General features: G+C 54.2%; 5 protein-coding genes and 2 pseudogenes. 5 read left to right on the top strand and 2 right to left on the bottom strand.

Annotation, left to right across the window (positions count from 1 at the left end; genetic code table 11):
- On the top strand, window positions 1-267 hold a 267-nt coding region (locus AC1DLB_RS25535), incomplete at its 5' end, for a hypothetical protein (RefSeq protein WP_477785873.1).
- Window positions 268-480: 213 nt separating this feature from the next.
- On the opposite strand, the gene AC1DLB_RS25530 is transcribed toward AC1DLB_RS25535, so the two are convergent.
- Window positions 481-720 (bottom strand): hypothetical protein, encoded by a 240-nt coding sequence (locus AC1DLB_RS25530; RefSeq protein WP_192351835.1) that lies wholly within the window; start codon window positions 718-720, stop codon window positions 481-483.
- Window positions 721-803: 83 nt separating this feature from the next.
- On the opposite strand from AC1DLB_RS25530, the gene AC1DLB_RS25525 reads away from it, so the two are divergent.
- Complete coding sequence (locus AC1DLB_RS25525) at window positions 804-1,136, top strand: hypothetical protein (RefSeq protein ID WP_477748512.1); 333 nt, start codon at window positions 804-806, stop codon at window positions 1,134-1,136.
- 55 nt (window positions 1,137-1,191) lie between these two features.
- Here the strand turns inward: AC1DLB_RS25525 and AC1DLB_RS25520 are convergent, their stop codons facing one another.
- A complete protein-coding gene (locus tag AC1DLB_RS25520) occupies window positions 1,192-1,416 on the bottom strand; it encodes a hypothetical protein (protein WP_477748511.1) in 225 nt (74 codons plus the stop codon).
- Window positions 1,417-1,522: 106 nt separating this feature from the next.
- Between AC1DLB_RS25520 and AC1DLB_RS25515 the strand changes: the two genes are divergently transcribed.
- The 3 genes and pseudogenes from AC1DLB_RS25515 (at window position 1,523) to AC1DLB_RS25505 (ending at window position 3,098) form a co-directional block, all read left to right on the top strand.
- Window positions 1,523-1,765: a DUF4224 domain-containing protein gene (locus tag AC1DLB_RS25515; protein WP_192351832.1), complete on the top strand. Its 243-nt coding sequence runs from the start codon at window positions 1,523-1,525 to the stop codon at window positions 1,763-1,765.
- A gap of 1 nt (window position 1,766) precedes the next feature.
- Window positions 1,767-2,500 (top strand): annotated as a pseudogene (locus AC1DLB_RS25510) (site-specific integrase).
- 389 nt (window positions 2,501-2,889) lie between these two features.
- A pseudogene (locus tag AC1DLB_RS25505) lies at window positions 2,890-3,098 on the top strand (hypothetical protein).
- Window positions 3,099-3,380: the final 282 nt, after the last annotated feature.

Below are 3,380 nucleotides of genomic sequence, written 5' to 3'. Positions count from 1 at the left end.
ATGTTGCAGATTGAAGTCCGCAACACACCAGGTACTCTCGGTTCTAACGTCACCAGCTACATCCTGCATATCACTAAGCAATATGGTGGTGCTGGTTTAGTGTCAGTGATCTCGCAACAAGGGTTAGTGGCGGGAGCTGCCGCCAAACACCCATCCTTCACCTTTACAGTGGTGGATGATCAACTGACAGTTACACCTATTGGCTTAACCTCCGGCACTTTCTTGTTCTGGATTACCGCAATGGGCGTTATAGGTGTGTACGCCTAATATGCCATGAGAACTTAGACTGGCATATGAAGCCATGCAAGCAGGGTCACTTCGATGTCGGCGCAGCCGGCGTCGTAGCGTACTGCTACAAGTGCGACGAGAAGATTGTTGCGCCCACCAAGCAAGAAGCTTTCGAGCGTTGGAACGCGACTCACCCCAAGCAGTAACTCCCCCCCCTTCAAAGTCAGCCGCTATAGCGGCAAAGACCCAATGTCAGGGATACGGATCAAAATCTCCCAAGCGATCACGGGCGATGGGAACAGCGTATTCAAGCAGCTCCAGAGGAACATCTTGCTCAAACAGGGTCACCTCAAAGCGCAGTGTTTCGTCGTTTCGAAAGATTTCAAATATCGGACCGCGATCACCTCGCCAGCACTCCAGTGCAAGTCCATCGTGACCTTCGACAACGCTTGAGGCGCGACAAAACTTGTATTCAACTCCGTGTACGACCACATCGCACCTCCATAGATTCTGGGTGCAACGATACCTCCTCCTCATGTGAATTTGATAGCCGCTATAGCGGCAAAGGAACAGTCATGCCTGAAGAAACTGTTTTGATTGATTCGCTTCCGGTCCATCGCGATGCGAGTGGCTGGTGGTCACACCCTGACTACCTCTCGGAATTCGACGATGAAATTACCGAAGAGCAGTTCAACGACTGGTGCAAGCGCCACCAGGTGGAAACGAAGATCGCCTGCATGGAAAGCGATGTCGACGCCGATGTGTTCGATGCCTACATGAACAATGGGCAGGTCGATTGCTCGGCGTGGGAGATTCAGCACCCCGCCGAACCTGGCTGGTTCATTCTGTCGATTCACGACGCCGAAGATGGCCCTGTTTGCATCTGGGGCCGGCGGATGACGCCATGATCGCCCTCGCCTGGTGCACCTACGTTTACGCCTACAAACTGGGAAAACCTGCCAGTCACGACAAGCCATGGAACCAAGAAAGAATGCGCTCGGCCCTCTCAAAGCCCTTTTGATCAGTGAAGAAAACAATCAATTCAAAGATACCCCCCACCAGAACGGACACGCCTCCCTTTCCCAGTGCGTCGTAAACAACCAGAAATATCCCCAGAGCGATAAATGCAGCGCCAACAGCAGCTATCGCTCGGCGACTCTTCGTTTGATCGGGGTACTTGCTCAGCATTTTTACTCACCACATATCCAGGTTCTCGTCGATCAACTCTAGATCAGCCGCGGCCACCCAACCCTTTAACCACCTTCTGCCGCCACGCTCGGCAYGGAGCATCAACATGGAAACAGAAATTCTCTCGGATGAAGAGCTGGCGGAAATAACCGGCTACAAGGCCAGAGCCTACCAGCGGCGCTGGCTGATTGATCGTCATTGGGTGTTCGTCGAAAGCCGCGGCAAACGCCCGCTGGTGGGTCGTATGTACGCCCGCATGAAGCTGGGGATGATCTCCCCGACCATCGCTGACCCCAACCCGCCACCGGCGACGCCGGCATGGACGCCTGACTTCTCACGAGTGAACTGATATGCGACCCCGCAAGGCCGAAACACGCAACTTGCCGCCCCGGATGTATCAGTGGACGCGGAAACGGAAAAGCGGACAGGACTGGATTGCCTATTACTACCTGGACCTGACCGGCAAGGCGATTCCGCTGGGCAAAGACCTGGACCTGGCCAGGATCAAATGGGCAGAGCTCGAGGCCAAGGAAAAGCCGCTCGATCTGCGCACGATGAAGGGCATCTTTGACCGGTACATCCGCGACATCGTCTCCAAAAAAGCGCCGCGCACCCAAAAAGACAACCTGGCGGAGATCAAGCAGCTCCGACCGATGTTCGATAGCGCCCCCATCGACTCGATCACCCCGGCCACGATTGCCGGGTACCGGGATGCACGGACAGCGAAAGTGCGGGCTAACCGTGAGATCGCCACCCTCTGCTGATCGCAAAAATGGCCGAGCGCAATGCTCAGCACATTTGCAGTTATCTGATCGTGAGCGCGCGCGGCAAGCGCATGACCGCGAAGATRCTCCGCGACCGGTGGGACAAAGCCAGGGAAAAGGCCAAGAAAGAGGCTGATGAGAAAGGCGACGTTCAACTGGCCGAAAAAATCGGCAGCTTCCAGTTCCGTGACATCAGGCCAAAAGCTGCGTCAGAAATCCTCGACGTCGGCGATGCCAGCTTGCTCCTGGGCCACACCAAGGGCGACATCACGGAACGCGTTTACCGCCGCATTGGCGCCATCGCCAAGCCATCAAAATAGACCGAAAACCCGTTACAAAACTCAAAGCTCGCCCCTTGTAGAATGCGGTCTACAGAGGGGCCGAAAAACAAAAGTACTGTAACGAAAAAGAGCTACAGGCCAAGGTTTTAGCGGCTTTAAATAGCGGTCTTGAAAACCGTCGACTGTAACAGGTCCATGAGTTCGAATCCCATCGCCTCCGCCATCTTTATACGACAAAGCCCTGATTTTTCGGGGCTTTGTCGTTTCTGGGGTTTGGTGAAAATCTCGGCTCTCGGCATGTGTTCCATAACTATTATGGACGTGTTCCAGAACTCAGCGGCTGAACCCCCTCCTCCGGCGTCCTGCTGATCGTTAAAAATCCTTCACGTAAGGTGATGCTACGCTGTCCTCAAAACCGAGGATTTGCGATGCCACATTCGGACCTCCCCCCTCCCTGCTGTACAAGATCAACGAAAACCAACTCGCGCTCGAAGCCGCCATCATGGAGCTTTCCAACTGGGTCGAAGCCCGCGGCTCAGCCGACGTCGCCGACAACGTGCGCGGCGCCTTGGACACCATCGACAAGAACGAAGAGTTCATCAAGATGACGCTCGCGGTACTGATGACGCTGGAGTGAATTAGCACTGCATCTTATCGCTACCCCGCTACCACCTCGCCTCAAATACTGAGGCGAAACCGTGGATCCGTACGAAATCGAAGACACCCGCAACTGGCTGGAATGTCCTTAATCCTCCCTATCAAAACCAACGTACGTTCGATCTTTTTTAAAGATTTTACGATTGCTGAAACGTATCATCACCGAAATTAGCCGGTTTTAACCGAAATACACTCTGCATTGCACTGCGCCATCTCCGCTGACCTAGGAATTTCTCTATTTCGAGCCAGCTAGCGGAAGAGC

This window comes from Pseudomonas sp. 05N434, from assembly GCF_056396965.1.
This window is presented reverse-complemented; position numbering and strand designations above follow the sequence as displayed.

Excerpts from the sequence above, each read along its gene's own strand:
- AC1DLB_RS25525 (WP_477748512.1), top strand. The coding sequence starts at position 804 with ATGCCTGAAGAAACTGTTTTGATTGATTCGCTTCCGGTCCATCGCGAT.
- AC1DLB_RS25520 (WP_477748511.1), bottom strand. The coding sequence starts at position 1,416 with ATGCTGAGCAAGTACCCCGATCAAACGAAGAGTCGCCGAGCGATAGCT.
- AC1DLB_RS25515 (WP_192351832.1), top strand. The coding sequence starts at position 1,523 with ATGGAAACAGAAATTCTCTCGGATGAAGAGCTGGCGGAAATAACCGGC.